Origin of the sequence: Kocuria nitroreducens, from assembly GCF_042879195.1 — a bacterium.
Taxonomy (GTDB): Bacteria; Actinomycetota; Actinomycetes; order Actinomycetales; family Micrococcaceae; genus Kocuria; species Kocuria nitroreducens.
This window is the reverse complement of record NZ_JBHZTC010000017.1, coordinates 1-18,705: the sequence shown is the minus strand read 5'-3', so window position 1 is coordinate 18,705 and position 18,705 is coordinate 1. Positions and strand designations below refer to the sequence as shown.

The window sequence follows — 18,705 nt, the reverse complement described above, 5'->3', positions numbered from 1 at the left end:
GACCGAATTCCGCACCCATCGCCAAGGAGTGACACGTGGCCAACATCAAGTCCCAGAAGAAGCGCAACCTCACCAACGAGAAGTCGCGCCTGCGCAACAACGCGTACAAGTCCGAGCTGAAGACGCTGGTCCGCCGCGTCGACGAGGCCGTCAGCGCCTCCGACAAGGAGACCGCCCAGGACGCTCTGCGCGTCGTCTCCCGCAAGCTCGACAAGGCCGTCAGCAAGGGCGTCCTGCACAAGAACAACGCGGCCAACAAGAAGTCCGGCCTGGCCAAGCTGGTCGCCAAGATCTGATCCCGGTTCCCCGCGAACCGCGCCCGCCCCACCGGCGGGCCGCACGGAGGCCCCGTCCCGGACAGGGACGGGGCCTCCGTCGTCCCCGGGCGAACCGGTCCGGTCGCGGCCGGTCAGCGCTCGGCGACGGCCGGACAGTTCTCGGCTGCGGCCGGACAGCGCTCAACCGCGGCCGGACAGGGCGATGGTCGTGATGGCCCGTTCCACCGCGTAGGCGGGGTCCCGGCCCTCCCCCTTGACCTGGGCGTCGGCCTCGGCCAGCGCCCGCAGCGCCCGCACGAGGTCCTCCTCGGAGAAGCGCCGGGACTCGTCCTGCGCCCGCTCCACCTGCCACGGGGCCGCCCCGATGCGCTGGGCGAGCTGGCCGGCGCCGCCGCGGGTCCCGTGCACCTGGGCGATCGTGCGCAGCTTGGCGGCCAGCGCCCCGACCATCGGGACGGGGTCCACCCCGGTGTCAAGGGCCTGGCGCCACAGCTTGAGGGCGCTCTCGGCGCGTCCGGCCAGCGCGGCGTCCGCGACCTTGAACGCGGTGGCCTCCACCCGCCCGCCGTAGTACTTCTCGACGTCGTCGAAACTGATGTTCTCGGGCCCGTCGGAGAGCAGCTGGGCGCACGCGGCGGCCAGCTCCGCCGTGCTGCTGCCCACGGCCGCCGCGAGGGCGCGGGCGGCGTCGGGGTCGATGCGGCGCCGGTGGGTGCGGAACTCCGTGACGATGAAGTCGGTCTTGTCGCGGTCGTTCTTGAGGGGCTTGCACTCGACGACCGCGGCGCCGGCGGCCTTGAGGGCGTCGAGGAGCTTCTTGCCGCGGTTGCCGCCGCTGTGCTCCCAGAGCACGACAACGTCCGGATCGGGCGCCTGGACATAGGCCAGGCCGTCGGCGAGGCAGTCGTCGTTCATGGCGGCGAGATTGGTGACGTGGATGAGTTTGGCGTCGTCGAACAGGGAGGGGCTGGCGAGCGCCGCGAGCTGCCCGGGGGCGTAGGCGGCGGCGTCGACGGTGGAGAGCTCGACGGGGCCGCGCTGGTCCTTGAGGGCCGTGCGGACGACGTCGCGGGCGCGGGCGGCGAGGTAGTCCTCGGGGCCGGTGAGCAGGATGAGCGGAGTGGGCTCGACGTCGCGCCAGCTGGGTCCTGCGGTGGGTGCGGGGCGCCTCGGTGGATTCATGGCCGCGTCCTCCTGTTGTGGCGGCCGGGTCGGGCCGCGTGCTCCGGTGGGGTCCAGCTTCTCACGGCGTGGGGACACCAGCCGGCCCGGTACTCCGGGCGGCGCACGTGGCGGGACGGCGCCGGGACTCGCCGGCCCGGGGGACAGTGGAACGGACCGCCGGCCTCCTGTACCGTCGGGAACGGCATGTGAGACCCGTCACCCCCCGAAGGACGCCCCCATGACCGTGCTTCCCCGCCTCGCCGTCCCTGCCCTTGCCCTGGGCGTCCTGGGCATGGCCGTCTTCCCCGCGGCGGCCGGCCAGACCGGGCCCGCCGCCGGGTCCGTCACCGAGACCGCGCCCGCCGCCGCGTCCAGCGCTCCCGGCTATGCCGTGGCCGGGGCGGGCGTGCTGGCCGTGGTCGGCTCCGCCGTCGTGGCCCGGCGCCGCAGCGGCCTCCACTGACGCACCACCTCGGCAGGTCCTCGCGGCTCAGCCACCGGTGACGTGCCGTCCGGCGGTTCCGTCGGTGAGGTGCCCACAGCGGCGGGGCGCACGGAACGCGCGGACCGTCACGTGCGGCGCCACGGAGCCGCAGCTCCGCCGGTGCCGACCGCTTTCCGGTCCGGACGGGGCGGGCAACCGGTGCCGGCACAGGGCTGTCCGGCACCGTCCGGCTGCGATCAACGACGCTAGTCTGGGGGCACTGTCGAGCTAGCGAGGCCGCCGTGAGTATTCCCTGGCACACCCGTCCCGCCGCGGACGTCACCGGAGTTCTCGGCGTGGATCCGGCGCAGGGGCTGTCGAGCGGGCAGGTCGCGGAGCGAGCCCGGCGCCACGGCCCCAACGTGCTGGCCGAGGCCGCCAGGGTGCCGGTCTGGCGCAAGGTCCTGGGCCTGCTCTCGGACCGGATGACGATCGTGCTGCTGGTCGCGGCGGTCGTCTCCGCTCTCGTGTCCCGGGAGTGGAAGACGCCGGTGGTGATCCTGCTCGTGGTCGGTTTCAACACGGTGCTCAACTACGTCCAGCAGGCGCGGGCCGAGTCCTCCCTGGCCGCGCTGCGCACGATGTCCGTCATCACGGCGCGGGTGCGCCGGGACGGGCACGACGCGCAGGTGGACCAGGCCGACCTGGTGCCCGGTGACATCGTGCTGCTGGAAGCCGGGGACCTCGTCCCGGCCGACGCCCGGGTGCTCCAGGCGGCACAGCTGCAGGTCGCCGAGGCGGCTCTGACCGGGGAATCCCAGCCGGTGGACAAGAACGCCGCCCCGGTGCCCGACCCGGACGTGCCTCTCGGAGACCGGTCCAACCTGGTGTTCATGGGCACCGAGGTCACCCGCGGGCGCGGCGTCGCAGTGGTCACCGACACCGGTGCGGCCACGCAGATGGGGTCGATCGCCGGGATGCTCGAGGCCGCCGGTGAGGCCCGGACGCCGCTGCAGCGCCGGATCGACCGCCTGGCCCGCCTGCTGACGGTCATCGCCTTCGTGGTCGTGGGCATCGTCGTGGTCCTGGGCCTGCTGCGTGGGCAGCCCTGGACCGAGCTGATGCTGACGGCCGTGTCCCTGGCAGTGGCCACCATGCCCGAGGGCCTGCCCGCGGTCGTCGCCTTCACCCTGGCGATGGGCGCCCACCGTCTGGCCCGGCGCGGGGTGATCATCAAGCAGCTGGCGGCCGTGGAGACCCTGGGGTCCACCACGCACATCGCCACGGACAAGACCGGCACGCTCACCCTCAACGAGATGACGGTGCGGACGCTGCTCGTGGAGGGCACTGCGTACCGCGTCACCGGTGAGGGATATTCCACGGAGGGGTGCATCATCGGTCCCGACGACGCCCCGGCCCGGTCGTCTCCCGACGTCTACCTCGCGATGGCGCTGTGCAGCAACGCCACTGTGCGCGACGGGCAGACGATGGGCGATCCCACGGAGGGCGCGCTGGTCGTGCTGGCCGCCAAGGGAGGCGTGGACGTCGAGGCGGCACGCCGGCGGCATCCGCGCGTGGCGGAGGTGCCCTTCGACTCCGACTACAAGTTCCACGCCACCTTCCACGAACAGACTCCCACCCCCGGGACGACCGCGACGACCGGCTACCGGATGTTCGTCAAGGGCGCCCCGGGCGTGCTGCTGGACCGGGCCGGCTCCATCCTCACCCCCGAGGGTCCCCGGCCGCTGACGGCCGAGGACTCCACCAGCATCCTTGCCGGCGTCGACGAGCTGGCCGGGCAGGGGCTGCGCACCCTGCTGATCGCCGGGGGCCGCCTGGACGGCAGTGGACCGGGCGCGCGTGCGCTGCCCGACGACGGGGAGCAGCTGCGTGACCTCGTGGGGAGCCTGACCCTGTACTGCCTCGTGGGCATCATGGATCCACCGCGGCCGGAGGCAGCCGATGCCATCGCCGCGGCCCACGGCGCGGGCATCGCCGTGCACATGATCACCGGGGACCACCTGCGCACCGCCGCGGCCATCGCCGATTCCCTCGGGATCCCCGCACAGGCCGTGTCGGGAACGGACCTCGACATGATGGACGACACCGAACTGGCCGACCGCGCCTCCGGGTACGGGGTGCTGGCCCGGGTCGCCCCCGAGCACAAGATCCGCTTCGTCAAGGCCCTGCAGTCCGGCGGGGAGGTGGTGGCGATGACCGGCGACGGGGTCAACGACGCCCCGGCCCTGAAGCAGGCCGACATCGGCATCGCCATGGGCATCACCGGCACCGACGTGGCCAAGGGCGCGGCCCGGATGATCCTCACCGACGACAACTTCGCCACCATCGTGGCCGCTGTCGAGGAGGGACGTGGGATCTACGCCAACATCCTCAAGTTCGTGCGCTTCCAGCTCTCCACGACCTGGGGATTCGTCATGATCTTCCTGATCTGCGGGGTGACCGGGATCGCCGGCGGGGCACCGTTCACGGCCCTGCAGATCCTGTGGGTGAACATCATCATGGACGGTCCCCCCGCCCTGGCCCTGGGCGTGGATCCGACCGATCCGGAGGTGATGCGCCGGCCTCCGCGCCCGCCCGGGGAGGCCCTCCTGACCAGGGGGCGGGTGGTGCGCATCCTCCTGGCCGCCACCGTGATGACCGCGGGCACCCTGTCGGTGCTGCTGCTGGACGACGCGTGGTTCCCCGGCATCTCCGCAGCCGGCGCCACGGCCCTGGCGTTCACCACCTTCGTCTTCTTCCAGGTCTTCAACCTGCTCAACGTCCGCTCGGAGACCCGCACCGTGTTCAGCCGGCGCACGTTCACCAACCGGGCCGTCTGGGTGGCCCTGGTCGCGGTCGTGGTGCTGCAGGCCGCCGTGGTGCACGCCCCGTTGCTGCAGGGCATCTTCGACACCACCGACCTGACCGGCGCCCAGTGGCTCGTGGCCGTGACCGTCGGCTCGACGGTCCTGTGGGCCGAGGAGCTGCGCAAGCTCATCGGGCGGACACGACACTGATCGCCGGCGTGCCGACAGGGTGGTGCGCCGGCTCGACCGGTGCAGCGGCGCCCCCTATCGCAGGGGCACGGCGAGCAGGCGATGCTCCCGCTGGACGAGCGCCACACCGCCGTGCTCGTCGGTGCGCAGCAACGGCACGCCGCTGCGCTCGAGATGGGCGAGGATCGACGGGTGCGGGTGACCGTAGTCGTTGTCCCGGCCCGTGGAGACGACGGCCAGCCGGGGACCGGCGGCGTCGATGATGGCGGTGCCACCGTTGCGGGCACCGTGGTGGGAGACCTTGAGGACGTCGACGTCGACGAGCGGGCCGGCGCTGCGCAGGAGGGCACGGGCGCCCTCCTCCTCGAGGTCCCCGGTGAGCAGCCAGGAAGTGGTCACGCCGTCCTCGCCGGTGAGCTCGGCGCGCAGCACGAGGGAGGCGTTGTTCTCGTCGGAGGAGGACGGGTTGCTCCAGCGCCCCGGTGCGGTCGGCTGCGGAGCGAGGACGGTCAGCCGCAGTCCGCCCAGGGTCCGGGTCTCCCCCGGGGCGGGGCGCCGGGCCGGGGTCCCGGGCAGGGCCTCGGTCAGCTCGTCCGGCGGTGCCGCGGCCGCCGTGGCGTACCAGACCTCGCCGATCGGCCCGTGCCGGGCCAGGGCGGGCACGCCGCCGGTGTGGTCGGCGTGGGCGTGGCTGAGGACCACGAGGTCCAGGTGCTCGACCCCGCTGCGACGCAGGCACCGTGCCAGGGCTTCCGGGTCGGGGCCGGTGTCCACGAGGACGGCCCGCCCCGGGGCGGTGCGCAGGAGGACGGCGTCCCCCTGGCCCACGTCGCACAGGACGGCCTGCCACGCCGGCGGCGGGCGGCGAGCATCCACGACGGCGCGGACGGCGAGCAGCGCGACGACGACCAGCACGGCCGCGGCGACGGCCGTGCGCCGGCTCCGGCGCCGGCGTGCCTGCACCCGCCAGTGCTCCTCCGGGGCAGGGGCCGGCGCGGGGCCGTGGTGCAGGGTTCCTGCGGTGGGTGCGGGGCGCCGGCGTCGCGCGTCGAGGGCGTGCACCGTGAGCAGGGCCGCCGCGCTCGCCAGGGTCATCAGCAGCACGCCCGGCAGGCCCTGGGGCCACGGGGCCAGTGCCCCCGGGGCCCCGGCCAGCGCCCGGGCGGTGCCGGCGACCAGCCGCGTCCCGAGTGCGCCCACGCCCAAGGGCAGCAGGGCCGCCGTGGCTCCCGTGCCGTCGGGCAGGTTCAGCAGCAGCAGGCCCGCCAGGCCGCACACGGTCACCGCCGGCACCAGCGGGGCGGCGAGGACGTTGGCCGGCAGCGAATACAGGGGCACGGCGGGCTGGAGGAGCACGAGCACCGGGGCGCACCACAGCTGGGCGGCCGCCGGGATCGCGACCACCATGCCGAGCACGTCCGGGACCCGGGTGCCCAGCCACCGGGTCAGGGGCCGCCCGCTGACCACGATCCCCGCGGTGGCCAGCACCGAGAGCACGAAGCCGTACTCGGCGGCGAGCGCCGGCCGGACGACGACGAGGGCCATCACGGCGCCCGAGAGGGTGGCCAGCGACACGGCGGTGCGTCCCGTGAGGAGGCTGAGGGCGGCGAGTGCTCCCATCACCGCGGCGCGCAGCACGGACGGGTCGGGGCCGACGAGGAGCACGAACGCCGTCAGGGCGCCGAGGCCGGCGGCGAGGCAGGTGCGCCGTCCGGCGCCGAGGCTCAGGGCCGCGTGCCCGGCCAGGGCCGTGACGAGGGCGCAGTTGGCGCCGGAGACGGCCGTCAGGTGGGTCAGCCCGGTGTCCCGCATGGCCTGCTCGAGCTCGGGTCCGATGCCGGCGCGCTCGCCGAAGGTCATCCCGGGCAGCAGCCCGGCGGCGTCGGGGCCCAGTCCGGCCGTGACGAGCACGAAGCGCTCCCGGATCTGCTCGCGCCGGCCGGGCTCCCGCGCCGGGAGGTCCGCGGGCGGGGCGGCGGCGCGCAGCACCGGGGGTCCGGGGGACGGCGGGCCGGTGGTGAGCACCGCGGCGATCCGCCGGCCCGGGACCAGCCCGGCCCACGCGGGCCCGTCCGCGAAGACCGTGGCCGTGACGTCGACGGGTCCGCCACGGCCCTCGTGGGTGACGTGTTCGAGGCGCAGCTCGAGGACCACGCCGGTGCGGTCCTCGTCCGCGTGGGCGGTCGCGGGCGCCGCCCACGGCCGGGGCCGCTCCACCACCTCGGCCGTGACGGCCATCGTCCCGTCCTCGGCGAGGGCCGCCCCGAGCGGGCCGCGGGAGGTGTCGCGCAGGGCGGCCGTGCTGCTCAGGAGCACGGCCGTGACGGCGAGGGCGCTCAGGGCCACGGCCGACCACGGCAGGGCCCGCCACAGCCCGGGGGCGCGAGGCGGCCCGGGCCGGAGCTTCTCCCGCCGGAGGGCACGGGCCGCGACCAGGACCAGGGCGGCGCCGAGGACCAGCGCGGCCAGGTAGAGCGCCGCGGCGGCCGCGACCCGTTCCGGGGGCAGGTGCACGGTGAGCAGGCCGGTGAGCCACGCGCCCAGGGCTGCGGGCACGAGCCGCAGGTCCCACGTGCGGCCCGGGGCACGGGCGTCGCGGTGCTCCTGGTGCTCCAGGGCGCCGGCCCACCAGTCGGCGGGGTGCCTCACACGGTCACCAGCGGTCCGATGGCCTCCATCAGGGCGGGGCCGATCCCCGGCACGGCGTCGAGGTCGGCGACGGCGGCGAATCCGCCGTGCTGCTGCCGGAACGCCACGATCCGGCCGGCCAGCACCGGCCCGATCTGCGGGAGGGTCTCGAGCTCGGCCGCGGTGGCCGTGTTGAGGTTCAGCGTCCCGCCCGGGACCGCGCCGTCCAGGTCCCCGGTGCCGGTCGGCGCTCCCGGTACTCCGGGCGGCGCCGCAGCTCCGGGCGCGGCCGGGGCCCCGGGACCCGGGACGGGAGCGGTTGCGCTGTCGGGGACGAGCACCTGCTGCCCGTCCGTGACGGGGGCGGCCAGGTTCACGGTGTCCGTCACGGCGGCGTCCGTGAGCCCTCCCGCGGCCTCGACCGCGTCGACGACCCGGGCCCCGGCCTCGACGGACACGACGCCGGGTCGGGCCACCTCCCCCGTCACGTGCACGTACAGGGTCGCTCCCGCCGAGGGCGGCGGCGCGGTGGGCGGCCCCGGCGGAACCGTCCCGGGTCCGGTCCCGGCACCCGGGTCCTGACCGGTTTCCGCACCGGCCACGCCACCGTGCCCGGTGTCGTGCCCGCCTCCTGGCACGGCGTCCCGCTCGGTGTCGCCGCCCAGCCCCGCCTCGGCGAGCACGGGCCGGCCGGCGGTCTCCGAGACCTCGCCGCCCTCCCCGGACCCCAGGACCGTCCAGGCGAGGACGGCGAGTGCGGCCAGGGCGAGCAGCAGCAGCGAGGCCGGGACCCGGGTCCGGGCGGCGACCTGCCGGCGGTGGGCCGGGACCGCGCCCGGACGGCGGTCCGCGAGCGCGGGCACCTGCCCGGGGTCCGTGGGGTCGGAGCCGGCCTCCGCCAGTAGCGCCGCGAGCCGTTCGGCGGGCGGCGGAGCACCGGGCGGCGTGCCGCTGGGGCCGGGCGCCGTGGCGGGCGCGGGCGGGGTGGTGGGTGCTCGCCGTCGGGCGCGCGGCACGGTAGCGGTCATGGACCCAGCTCACCTCGGCCGGGCGGTGTCGTGTTCCGGCCGGAGCCGCCCTGGGGACGCGCGCGGACCCGGTGGTGCGTGTGGAGCCCGGACACCGGCCCGGCCCCCGGCCCGTGTCCCGGCCGGGACACGGGCGGCGCTCGGGTCCGGAGCGCCGGGGCGTCGTCGTCGGGCTCCCTGCGGCGGGAGCGGCGGGTCAGGCCACGATGTTGACGAGCTTGGGCGCGCGCACGATCACCTTGCGGATCTGGGCGTCGCCCAGCTGGCGGCGGATCGTCTCCGAGCCCAGGGCGAGCTCGCGCAGGGCGTCCTCGCCGATGTCGGCGGGCACCTCGAGCCGGTCCCGGACCTTGCCCTTGATCTGCACCACGGCGGTGACGGTGTCGTCCACCAGCAGCTCCGGGTCGACCTCGGGCCAGCCGGCGACGACGACGGAGTCCTCGTGGCCCAGCGCGTGCCACATGTCCTCGGCCGTGTACGGGGCGACCAGCGACAGCAGGACCGCGACGGCCTCGACGGCCTCGCGCACGGCAGCGTCGGCGGGCCCGCAACCGGAGTCGATGGCCTTGCGGACCACGTTGACCAGCTCCATGGTCTTGGCGATCACCACGTTGAACTTCGCGGCGTCGAGCAGCTGGGCGGAGTCGTCGACGGCCCGGTGGGTCGCCCGGCGCACGGACAGCTCCCCGGCGGACGGGTCGGCCCCCGGGGCGCAGGCCACGTCCTGGGCCAGGCGCCAGGCCCTGGCCAGGAACTTCTGGGAGCCCTGCGGGGAGACGTCCGCCCAGTCCACGTCGTCCTCGGGCGGGGAGGCGAAGACCATGGTCAGGCGCACGGCGTCCACGCCGAACCGGTCGAGCTGCTCGCCGAGGTCCACGCCGTTGCCCAGCGACTTGGACATCGCCCGGCCCCCGTTGAGCACCTGGCCCTGGTTCAGCAGCGCCTTGAACGGCTCGGTGAAGTCCACGAGCCCCAGGTCGAAGAGCACCTTGGTGAAGAACCGCGAGTAGAGCAGGTGCAGGATCGCGTGCTCCACGCCGCCCACGTACTGATCCACGGGCAGCCACTTGCGGGTCTCCTCGAGGTCGAACGCGGTGGTCTCGTCGTTGGGGGAGGCGAAGCGCAGGTAGTACCAGGAGGAGTCCACGAACGTGTCCATGGTGTCGGTGTCGCGCTGGGCGGGACCGCCGCACGCGGGGCACTCGACGTTGACCCAGTCCTCGGCCGCCGCGAGCGGGGACCGGCCCTTGGGCGCGAGCTGCTCGCCGCGCAGGTCGTCGGGCAGCCGCACCGGCAGCTGCTCCTCGGGCACCGGCACCTCGCCGCACGCGGGGCAGTGCACGATCGGGATGGGCGCCCCCCAGAAGCGCTGCCGGGACAGCAGCCAGTCGCGCAGCCGGAAGTTGACCTGGCGGTTGCCCGTCCCGGCGGCCTCGACGAGGCCGATGGCGCGGTCGACGGCCTCGGTCTTCTCCAGCCCGGAGAGCTCGCCGGAGTTGATCAGGGTGCCCTCGCCCGTGGTGGCGGTCCCGGTGACGGCGGGGTCCTCCTCCCCGGTGTCCAGCACCGCGCGCACGGGCAGGCCGAAGGTGCGGGCGAAGTCGAGGTCGCGCTGGTCGTGGGCGGGCACGGCCATGATCGCGCCCGTGCCGTAGTCGGCCAGCACGTAGTCCGCGGCCCACACGGGCAGCTTCTCGCCGTTGAGCGGGTTGACGGCGTGGCGGCCCAGGAACACCCCGGTCTTCTGCCGGTCGGTGGCCTGCCGCTCGATGTCGGAGAGCGCCTTGACCTGCTCGCGGTAGGCCGCCAGCTCCTCGGCGTGCTCCGGGGCGACGATCTCCCCAGCCAGCTCCGCGTCCGCGGCGACCACGAAGAACGTGGCGCCGTAGAGGGTGTCGGGGCGGGTCGTGAACACGGTGACCTCGCGGTCCGTTCCGCCCTCGCCGGCGCCCTCGATGGCGAAGCGCACGTGTGCGCCCTCGGAGCGCCCGATCCAGTTGCGCTGCATGGCCAGCACCCGTTCGGGCCAGTGCCCCTCCAGCTGCGCCATGTCCTCGAGCAGCCGGTCGGCGTAGTCGGTGATCTTGAAGTACCACTGGTTCAGGGCCTTCTTCGTCACCGGGGTGCCGCAGCGCTCGCACGCCCCGTTGACGACCTGCTCGTTGGCGAGCACCGTCTGGTCCTTGGGGCACCAGTTGACCGGCGAGTTCTTCCGGTACGCCAGGCCCTCGCGGTGGAACTGCAGGAACAGCCACTGCGTCCACCGGTAGTACTCGGGATCGGAGGTGTGGATCTCCCGGGACCAGTCCGCGCTGATCGCGTAGCGCTGGAAGGACGCCTTCTGGGTCTCGATGTTCGCGTAGGTCCACTCCGCGGGGTGCGCGTCGCGCTTGATCGCCGCGTTCTCCGCCGGCAGCCCGAAGGAGTCCCAGCCGATCGGGTGCAGCACGTCGTAGCCGCGCTGGCGCCAGTACCGGGCCACCACGTCGCCCATCGCGAAGGCCTCCGCGTGCCCCATGTGCAGATCGCCCGAGGGGTAGGGGAACATGTCCAGGACGTAGCGGCGCTCCCGCGAGCCGTCGTCGACGGGCGCGTAGACCTGCTGCTCCGCCCAGAACGACGGCCACGCCGCCTCGATGGCGCGGAAGTCGTACCCGGTGGTCTCGGTCGTGTGCTGCTGTTCGGTCACGGTCCTCGCCTTCGCGGTGGTGGACCGCCGCCGGCCACGGAACGGGCGGCGCGCGGTCGCGTGGGCGGCACCCGGGCATCACGGATGCCCGGCGGTGCGCCGACGGTGGTGGAATCCGTCCCATCCTAGCCCAGGGCCGCCCGGCGTCCCGGCCCGCAGGCGCTAGCATCGACAGCGGGCCGGGGCGCACCGGGCGCTTGCCGGGCCCGCAGGGAGGAACCATGGCGGCAGCGGCCGGCGCACCGGACGGCGGCGGGCCCTCCGGCACGGGGCACGACGACGACGTGCCCGGCAGCGCGGTGCACAACCCCTGGGCCGAGCGGCGCAGCCTGGTCCTGGAGGGGCACAAGGTCCGCTACTGGTTCTACGACGTCGACCCGGCCCCCAAGCCCCTGCTCGTGCTGGTCCACGGCTTCCGCGGCGACCACCACGGCCTGCAGCTGATCGCCGACCGGCTGCGCGAGCGCTACCACGTCGTCGTCCCCGACCTGCCCGGCTTCGGCCGCTCCGAGCCCTTCCCCGACCGGCACCACGACATCGCCGGGTACGCGGACTTCCTGCGCGACCTCGTCGAGGCCCTCACGGACGGCGCGGTGCACGACGGCTCCGCGCACGGGGTGGCCGTGCTGGGCCACTCCTTCGGCTCCGTGGTCGCCGCGCACTTCGCCGCCGCCCACCCGGCCATGGTCGAGCGGCTGGTGCTCGTGAATCCGATCAGCGAGCCCGTCCTGGAGGGCGAGTCGGCGCTGCTGAGCCGCCTGACGGTGGGCTACTACCGGCTGGGCCGGGCGCTGCCCCGGCGGCTGGGCCACCGGCTGCTCTCCAGCTGGCTCGTCACGGACGCGATGAGCGGGGTCATGACCAAGTCGCAGGACCCCCGGGTCCGCGGCTACGTGCGCCACCAGCACCGCGCGTACTTCTCGGCCTTCGCGGACCGGGACGTGCTGCTGGAGGCCTACGAGGCCTCGATCTCGCACACCGTCGCGGAGGTGGCGATGCAGCTGACCATGCCGACCCTGCTGGTCGTGGGCGCGCAGGACGAGCTGGGCTCGCTCGCCGCGCAGCGGACCATGGCCTCCTGGATCCCCCGCCACCGCCTCGAGGTCCTCGACGGCGTGGGGCATCTCATCCACTACGAAGCCCCCCGGCGCACCGCCGAGCTGGTCCACGACTTCCTCTCCTCCCCCGCCCCCGAGCCCACCCCGGGGCCGGCTCCCGGGCCGGACGGCGAGCCGCCCGTGCTGCACACGCAAGCGCCCCCCACCGACGTCCCCGCGCCCGACACCGCCCCGTTCACCGGGCTGCAGCGCATCGTGCGCCGAGGACACCGCGGGCTCCAGGAACACCGCCGAGGACGTCGCCGGTGAGACTGCTCCTGGACGCCCGCTACACCCGCCTCGACCGCCACGACGGGATCAGCCGCTACGGGGCGAGCCTGGCCGAGGCCGTGGCCGGTCTCGCCGGCCGGACCCCGGGCCTGGACGTGGCCGTGCTCGTCAGCGACCCCCGCCAGCTCGCCCTGCTGCCGGACCTCCCCCACGTCACCGGCCCCTCCCCGGTGTCGGCCGCCGAGGCCGCCACCGCCCTGGTGCTCAACCGGTACGCACCCGACGTCGTGTTCTCCCCCATGCAGACCATGGGATCCGCGGGCCGCCGGCACGGGCTGATCCTCACCCTGCACGACCTCATCTACTACGACCACCCCGAGCCGCCCGCGGACCTGCCCGCCGCCGTGCGCGCGGGATGGCGGCTCTACCACCGGGCCCGGTGGCCCCAGCGGGTCCTGCTGGACCGCGCCGACGCCGTGGTGACCGTCTCGCACACCACCCGCGAGCTCATCGCCGCCCACCACCTCACCCGCCGCCCCGTCCACGTGGTGCCCAACGCCCCCCAGCCCGGCTCCGTGCTCCCCGCCACGGAGGTGCTGGAGCGGCTGCCCCTGCGCGGCCGGAAGCTGCTCTACATGGGCTCCTTCCTGCCGTACAAGAACGTGGAGACCCTGCTGCGCGCGGCCGGGCGGCTCCCGGACCACGAGCTGCACCTGCTCTCCCGGATCTCCCCCGCCCGCCGCGCCCAGCTGGAGGCCCTCGTCCCGGAAGGAGCGCGGGTCGTCTTCCACGACGGGGTGGACGAGGCCGAGTACACGGCCCTGCTCGCCGAAGCCGCCGCCCTGGTGCACGCCTCACGGGCCGAGGGCTACGGGCTGCCGCTCGTGGAGGCGCTCGCGGCGGGCACCCCCGTGGTGTGCAGCGACCTGCCGATCTTCCGGGAGGTCGCCGGGGGCGCCGCCGCCTACGCCGCGCCCGACGACGACGCCGGGTTCGCCGCCGCCGTGCGCGCGCTGGAGGACCCGGTCCGGGCCCGCGCCCAGGTGCTGGACGGCCTGGCCCGCGCCCGGTCCTACTCGTGGGACGACTCGGCGCGGGAGCTGCTGGCGGTCGCCCGCGGGGTGCACGAGGGCCGCACTCGTCGCCGCTGACCTCAGCCGGGCCATGTGGAGGCCCGCCCACCCGGTCCGAGACGTTCCGGCCGGGCCTGCGGGTGACCGGCTTCACGCAGCACTGCAGCGGGCGGAAGAAGGACCGGGCCGCAGGGCGCGGCGTCCCGACGTCGTTTTCCTGCCGGGTCGCTGTCCTGGTGCCCCTGCCGGTATCGGTTTCGCACCACCTGCTCGTCGGCGTCTTCCTCCAGAACCGGACCCAGCCTAGGGTTCCTGAGCATGGGGGCCTTCGAGCGCGGTGCCGTGACCACCTCTGACGCCGGCGCGGCCGCCGAGGCGTTGGGCGGACTCGTGCGCCGCGCCCAGGTACAGGCCCCCGAGGCCGGGGGCTTCGAGCTGACGATGAACTGGACCATGGCTGGGCCCTTGAGCATTTTCCAGGCCCGAGTCAGTGCGTCCTCGTATCTGCGAATAGGCATCGATCCGCCGGAGAACCTGGGCCTGGCGCAGGTCACCAGGGGCCGTCTGGTGGTTGAGTCGGGCCGCCACCGATTCCAGGTCACGACCCTGCCACGCCTGCTGCCCGAAGGACGTTTCGTGTCCACCATGGAGGGCGCCGACCTGACCATGCTGACCCTGGAGGCCGCCTGGACCCAGGACTTCGCCGCCGAGCTGCTCCAGCGCGAGGACTTCCGGCTGCGTTTCCGTGAGATCACCCCGCGCAACGAGGACGCCGCCCGGTACTGGACGGACACGGTGAACCACCTGCGCCAGGACGTGCTGGGCAGTGACGAGGCGATGCGCTTCCCCTTGATCCGCGACGAGGCGCTGCGCCGGGCGGCCACGGCCCTGCTGTGGAGCTTTCCCGGCACCTTCCACGACTACGATCCGCCCGGGGAGGGAGACACCGTCCTGCCCGGGCCCGTTCACCGCGCGGTGGTGTTCATCGACGAGCACCTCGCCCAGCCCCTGGGTCTGGCCGAGATCGCCGCAGCAGCCCGACTGTCCCCGAGCCAGCTGGTCATCGCCTTCCGCCAGCATCTGGGCACCACCCCGGGCGCCTATCTGCGGGTGACCCGTCTGGACGCCGCCCACCAGGACCTGCTGGCCGCGGACCCCACTCAGGGAGTGACCGTCGCCGCGATCGCCCACCGCTGGGGCTTCACCGACCTGCCCCGGTTCACCACCGAGTACCGCCACCACTACGGGTGCTCCCCCACCAGCACACTGACCTCGTAGTCGGCCTCCCCGGGACAGCCAACTCAGACATCACCGGATGGCGCGGCTGCCCCGAACGCCCCTCCGTGTCCATGGAGTCGCATGCATGGACTCTGTTCAGCGCGACTTCATGACCACGTGGCTCACTGAGTGGATCCGTGGCGTGGACGAGTACACGGCCGGCCACGGTCCCGCTCGTCAGGCAACCGAGGACCGCGCTCGAGAACCGGTGCTCCGAGTGCTGGCCATCATCCAGAAGGAACGCCCCGATGTGGAGGCCCTCTCCGCGATCAGCTCCTTCGGCGGAACCTCGGATCTCAAGATCGGGCGGCGGGTTGCCCTGGAGGTTCGAGGTGCAGTCCGCGCGAAAGAATCAACTGAGTTCCATCCGGGAGACAGCGCGCCCAGACGGTCGATCCGATCCACCGTGGCACACGCGTTGTGGTGAGTCTGCGCTGGCTTCCGCTGGGATGACGGGCATCGTGTGGCGCCCCTTTCAGCCGGACGGTGAACGCAGTGGGTTCACCTCGAGGAGGCGGTGTGTCCGAGCGCTTCGCTGGCTCGAGCTGCTGTCCGGCGCACGATCGGCCCGAGGTGGGGTACGTCGGCGGGTCCGACCCGTTGGGTGGGGAAGCCTAGCCCCAGGACGCCGGCCAGGTCTCCGGCGTGGTCGAAGACGGGGGCGCTGATGGAGCCGACGTCCTCGTGGCGTTCGCCGAAGGCGGCGTAGAAGCCTTGCTCCCGGGCTGCAGCAGCCTGCTGCCGCAGGACCTCGAGGCTGTCCGGGGTGGCGGGGGCGAACTTGGTCAGCGGTGCGTCCTCGAGGGCCTGCCACGCTTCGGGGTCGTAGGCAAGGAAGATCTTGCCCGGGGCTCCGGCGTGTATGGGCATGACCTGGCCGACCATGAACGGGCGCATGACCACGTGGCGGGTCTGGGCGACCGCCACGACGGTGCGGAACGCCCCGTCGCGGGTGTAGAAGCACGCGCTCTCACCGGTGTCGTCGCGCAGCCCTTGCAGAATCGGGCGCACCAGGCGGACGACGTCGAGGCCCACCGTGCCCGGAGTCGCCCAGCGGACGAGTCCGATGCCGATCCGGTAGTGGTCGCCGTCGCGGTCCAGGAAACCCTCCCGGACCATGTTCTGGACCAATCGCTGGCAGGTGCTGGAGGGCAGGCCCGTTTTTCGGATCAGCTGCTGCAGGGTCGGCTCCGGCTCCTCGACGGAGAAGCAGTCCAGGACCTGGGCCACTTTGTGCAGCACGAGAATCGGAGCCGCCGCCGTGCCCTGCTTCGTTTCCACTGCTTCTCACCACACCTTCCCGCCCACTGACCCGTTTCGGTGAGCGCCCTCATGGTAGCCAATGCGCCCGCCGCCGAGGTGGGAGTCTCTCGGGGTGGCCGGAGTCACGCAGTGTGACGCAGTTGACACTCCGGTCTTGTCACCCACATACTGGGTTCGTGACCCACGAAGCGGGTTACAACACATCCTGTCGCTTCCGACTCCTTGGAGAAACTGTGAGCCTGTCTGACATCACCAGCGAGACCGCCCCCGAGCCGAAGGGCGCGAAGACGTCGCGGATCGGTCTCATCGTCCCGAGCTCGAACACCACCATGGAGACCGAGCTTCCCGAACTGTTCCGCCGCCAGTCCGAGTCCACCGGCCAGCACTACACCTTCCACTCCGCCCGGGCCGCGTTGAAGAACGTCAACCGCGAGGAACTGCTGGCCATGGTGGACAAGGCCGGGGACTGCGCCCGGGCGGTCTCCGACGCCGACGTCGACGTGATCGCCTACGCCTGCCTGGTGGCTGTGATGGCCCAGGGCCCCAACGCCCACGAGGAGTCCGAGAAGGTCATTGCCGCCGCCGCTGAGGACAACGGCCACCCCGCAGCAGTGGCCAGCAGCGCCGGGGCGCTGGTGCGCACCCTCCAGGACATGGGTGCCCGCAAGATCGCCATGGTCGCCCCGTACATGAAGCCGCTGACCCAGATGGTGCGCGAGTACATCGAAGGAGCCGGCATCGAGGTGCTCGACGCCATCAGCCTCGAGGTCGACGACAATCTCGCCGTCGGTGCCCTCGACCCGGAAAAACTGCCCGAGATCGCCCAGGGCCTCAAGCACGAAGGCGCCGACGCGGTGATCCTCTCGGCCTGCGTGCAGATGCCCTCCCTTCCGGCGGTCCAGAAGGTCGAGGACCAGCTGGGGCTGCCGGTCATCACCGCCGCCACGGCCACGACCTACGAGGTCCTCAAGGCCCTGGGCCACGAGCCGGCGATCCCCGGCGCCGGCAGGCTGCTGTCCGGGACCCACACCACTGCCGCCGCGCAGCGTGGCTGACCAGGAGGAACCATGTCCCTGTCACTGATCGCGTTCCTCGTCCTCATCGGGGCCTTCGCCCTCGGCTCCTTCACCCGCATCAACGCCGGGCTGGTGGCCACGGTGGCCGCCTTCGGCTTCGGCGCGCTGGTCGTCGGAATGCCCGTCAGCGAGGTGATCGCCCAGTTCCCGTCCGGTTTGTTCTTCATCCTCGTCGGGGCCACCCTGCTGTTCGGCATCGTGCGGGTCACCGGAACGATCGACCTGATGGCCTACTGGGCGGAACGCCTCGCCGGGCGCCGGCGGCTGCTGGTGCCGGTACTGATGTTCCTGCTCACCGCCATCCTGGCCTCGGCCGGCGCCTTCACCCCGGCGGCGATCGCCATCGTCGCCCCGGTCGCCCTGGCACTGGGCACCCGATTCGGGATCAGCACCCTGGCCATGGGCCTGGTCATCGTCCAGGGCGCCAACGCCGGGGCGTTCTCCCCGGTCAACCCCTTCGGCGTACTGGCCAACGTGATGCTCGACGACGCAGGGGCCGGTCCCGAGGACACGCTCAAGCTGTACCTCTACTGCTTCATCTTCAACGCCATCCTGGCCGTGATCGCCTACGCCACTGTCCAGGCGATCATGCGCCGCCGCAAGACCACGTCCACGCCCCCCGACGGGGAGGAGCACCACGAGTCCGAACGCGTGGCCGAGAAGGCCATGAGCGCCGCCCAGGAGGAGACCACGGCCGCCGGTGATCAGACCGGCGTCCTCCTGGCCCCCACCCGATCGGGAACGGCCACCGGGACACTGGCCTGGGAGCACCCCGTGAAAGTCGACGTGACGCCCATGCGTGTGCTCACCCTGGCCGGGCTGGCGGCCCTGCTGGTGCTGACCACCGCTTTCGGCCTGGACGTCGGTGTCGCCTCCCTGGCGATCGCCGTGGCGCTGATCTGCGTCAAGCCAGCCGTCCAGAAACCGGCCGTGGAAGGCATGCCCTGGTCAGCGATCATCCTGGTCACCGGCATCGTCACCTACGTCGGGATGCTCGAGGCCATGGGCGCCCTGGACGAGCTGCAGGCCGGCATCGCCAGTCTGGGCAACAGCTCCGTGGCCGCGCTCGTCACCAGCTACGTGATCGGCATCGTCTCCGCCTTCGCCTCCACCACCGGCACGCTCAGCGTGATCAGCCCCATCGTCACCCCGATCGCCGCCGACCCGCTGCTGACCCCGATCGGCGTCGTCACCGCGATCGCCATCAGCTCCTCCGTCGTGGACGTCAGCCCCATGTCCACCAGCGGGGCACTGCTCATGGCCAGCGCCCAGCCCAAGGACGAACGACTCTTCTTCCGCGCTCTACTGCTGTGGGCCATCGCCATGATCGGCGTGGTACCGCTGCTGGTGTGGTTCATCTTCGTCCAGCTCGGACTCGGATAACCACCGGGCCCACGACGCGCAGGGCGCCCCCGTTACCTTCTTCATAGCCCGTCCGTCCACCAGGATGAAGGGGTGCTGACCGGTCGGTCCTCGGCAT

14 protein-coding genes are annotated in these 18,705 nt (G+C 73.3%); 9 read left to right on the top strand and 5 right to left on the bottom strand.

All coding sequences use genetic code 11. The features are described from left to right. Window positions 1–35: 35 nt before the first annotated feature. Window positions 36–296 carry a 30S ribosomal protein S20 gene (gene rpsT / locus ACFYE1_RS12420; RefSeq protein WP_387743180.1) on the top strand — a complete coding sequence of 87 codons (261 nt, stop codon included), beginning with the start codon at window positions 36–38 and terminating at the stop codon, window positions 294–296. Between the two features lie 162 nt (window positions 297–458). Here rpsT and holA read toward each other — a convergent pair whose 3' ends face one another. After that, window positions 459–1,460 (bottom strand): DNA polymerase III subunit delta, encoded by a 1,002-nt coding sequence (holA, locus tag ACFYE1_RS12415; protein ID WP_387743178.1) that lies wholly within the window; start codon window positions 1,458–1,460, stop codon window positions 459–461. A gap of 220 nt (window positions 1,461–1,680) precedes the next feature. Here holA and ACFYE1_RS12410 point away from each other — a divergent pair, with 220 nt between their 5' ends. Next, window positions 1,681–1,905, top strand: coding sequence for a hypothetical protein (locus ACFYE1_RS12410; RefSeq protein WP_387743177.1), 225 nt, complete (start codon window positions 1,681–1,683; stop codon window positions 1,903–1,905). A gap of 263 nt (window positions 1,906–2,168) precedes the next feature. Further along, window positions 2,169–4,883 carry a cation-translocating P-type ATPase gene (locus ACFYE1_RS12405; protein ID WP_387743175.1) on the top strand — a complete coding sequence of 905 codons (2,715 nt, stop codon included), beginning with the start codon at window positions 2,169–2,171 and terminating at the stop codon, window positions 4,881–4,883. Between the two features lie 54 nt (window positions 4,884–4,937). Here ACFYE1_RS12405 and ACFYE1_RS12400 read toward each other — a convergent pair whose 3' ends face one another. The 3 genes from ACFYE1_RS12400 to leuS all read right to left on the bottom strand — a co-directional run bounded on the left by ACFYE1_RS12400 (window position 4,938) and on the right by leuS (window position 11,207). Further along, complete coding sequence (locus tag ACFYE1_RS12400; protein WP_387743173.1) at window positions 4,938–7,511, bottom strand: ComEC/Rec2 family competence protein; 2,574 nt, start codon at window positions 7,509–7,511, stop codon at window positions 4,938–4,940. After that, window positions 7,508–8,518: a helix-hairpin-helix domain-containing protein gene (locus ACFYE1_RS12395; protein ID WP_387743171.1), complete on the bottom strand. Its 1,011-nt coding sequence runs from the start codon at window positions 8,516–8,518 to the stop codon at window positions 7,508–7,510. Before ACFYE1_RS12395 ends, ACFYE1_RS12400 begins: the two co-directional genes overlap by 4 nt. 196 nt (window positions 8,519–8,714) lie before the next feature. After that, on the bottom strand, window positions 8,715–11,207 hold the full coding sequence (gene leuS / locus ACFYE1_RS12390; RefSeq protein WP_387743170.1) for a leucine--tRNA ligase: 2,493 nt from the start codon (window positions 11,205–11,207) through the stop codon (window positions 8,715–8,717). 221 nt (window positions 11,208–11,428) lie between these two features. On the opposite strand from leuS, the gene ACFYE1_RS12385 reads away from it, so the two are divergent. The 4 genes from ACFYE1_RS12385 to ACFYE1_RS12370 all read left to right on the top strand — a co-directional run bounded on the left by ACFYE1_RS12385 (window position 11,429) and on the right by ACFYE1_RS12370 (window position 15,313). Further along, window positions 11,429–12,574, top strand: coding sequence for an alpha/beta fold hydrolase (locus tag ACFYE1_RS12385; protein WP_387743168.1), 1,146 nt, complete (start codon window positions 11,429–11,431; stop codon window positions 12,572–12,574). After that, a complete protein-coding gene (locus ACFYE1_RS12380) occupies window positions 12,571–13,686 on the top strand; it encodes a glycosyltransferase (protein ID WP_387743166.1) in 1,116 nt (371 codons plus the stop codon). The genes ACFYE1_RS12385 and ACFYE1_RS12380 overlap by 4 nt, the downstream gene beginning before the upstream one ends. Before the next feature lie 264 nt (window positions 13,687–13,950). Beyond that, window positions 13,951–14,886, top strand: coding sequence for a helix-turn-helix transcriptional regulator (locus tag ACFYE1_RS12375; protein WP_387743164.1), 936 nt, complete (start codon window positions 13,951–13,953; stop codon window positions 14,884–14,886). An 85-nt stretch (window positions 14,887–14,971) separates the two neighbouring features. Beyond that, the gene (locus ACFYE1_RS12370) at window positions 14,972–15,313 is read left to right on the top strand and encodes a hypothetical protein (protein WP_387743162.1); all 342 of its coding nucleotides are present in this window, start codon (window positions 14,972–14,974) and stop codon (window positions 15,311–15,313) included. Window positions 15,314–15,387: 74 nt separating this feature from the next. Here the strand turns inward: ACFYE1_RS12370 and ACFYE1_RS12365 are convergent, their stop codons facing one another. Further along, complete coding sequence (locus ACFYE1_RS12365; protein WP_387743160.1) at window positions 15,388–16,167, bottom strand: IclR family transcriptional regulator; 780 nt, start codon at window positions 16,165–16,167, stop codon at window positions 15,388–15,390. A 215-nt stretch (window positions 16,168–16,382) separates the two neighbouring features. Between ACFYE1_RS12365 and ACFYE1_RS12360 the strand changes: the two genes are divergently transcribed. Together ACFYE1_RS12360 and ACFYE1_RS12355 are read left to right on the top strand one after the other, a co-directional pair. After that, on the top strand, window positions 16,383–17,204 hold the full coding sequence (locus ACFYE1_RS12360) for a maleate cis-trans isomerase family protein (protein WP_387743158.1): 822 nt from the start codon (window positions 16,383–16,385) through the stop codon (window positions 17,202–17,204). A gap of 12 nt (window positions 17,205–17,216) precedes the next feature. Further along, window positions 17,217–18,608 (top strand): SLC13 family permease, encoded by a 1,392-nt coding sequence (locus ACFYE1_RS12355; RefSeq protein ID WP_387743156.1) that lies wholly within the window; start codon window positions 17,217–17,219, stop codon window positions 18,606–18,608. Window positions 18,609–18,705 lie beyond the last annotated feature (97 nt).

Coding starts and splice junctions, on each gene's coding strand:
- ACFYE1_RS12395 (WP_387743171.1), bottom strand. CDS start 8,518: ATGACCGCTACCGTGCCGCGCGCCCGACGGCGAGCACCCACCACCCCG.
- ACFYE1_RS12410 (WP_387743177.1), top strand. CDS start 1,681: ATGACCGTGCTTCCCCGCCTCGCCGTCCCTGCCCTTGCCCTGGGCGTC.
- ACFYE1_RS12370 (WP_387743162.1), top strand. CDS start 14,972: ATGGACTCTGTTCAGCGCGACTTCATGACCACGTGGCTCACTGAGTGG.
- holA (WP_387743178.1), bottom strand. CDS start 1,460: ATGAATCCACCGAGGCGCCCCGCACCCACCGCAGGACCCAGCTGGCGC.
- ACFYE1_RS12355 (WP_387743156.1), top strand. CDS start 17,217: ATGTCCCTGTCACTGATCGCGTTCCTCGTCCTCATCGGGGCCTTCGCC.
- ACFYE1_RS12385 (WP_387743168.1), top strand. CDS start 11,429: ATGGCGGCAGCGGCCGGCGCACCGGACGGCGGCGGGCCCTCCGGCACG.